The following is a 236-nucleotide window of genomic DNA, read 5'->3' as shown; positions in this document are numbered from 1 at the left end:
AAGGTAGCGGTGAGTATTTAGGATTACACAGTCAGACCTTACAGGCTATCAATGAGACACACGCTAAATCACGTAAACAATTTAAAAAAGCCAAACTTAACTGGCGTACTAATAGAGCTGATGCCAAACGTAAAAGCCTAGGTTGGATACCATTTAAAAAATCTGCTATCAAGTATTTGCAAACAAGGCAGACAGGTAAGAAGGCACTTAAATCAACCATACAGCTATCGCTATCT

Annotated in this window: 1 pseudogene; it reads left to right on the top strand. The window is 38.6% G+C overall.

The features are described from left to right. Positions 1-236: pseudogene (locus A1232T_RS13550) on the top strand (RNA-guided endonuclease InsQ/TnpB family protein); the annotation flags it as partial.

Origin of the sequence: Psychrobacter pasteurii (genome assembly GCF_900162815.1) — a bacterium.
In the GTDB taxonomy this organism is placed as follows: Bacteria; Pseudomonadota; Gammaproteobacteria; order Pseudomonadales; family Moraxellaceae; genus Psychrobacter; species Psychrobacter pasteurii.
The sequence above is the reverse complement of the archived record's forward strand: the minus strand, read 5'-3'. Positions and strand labels throughout refer to the sequence as shown.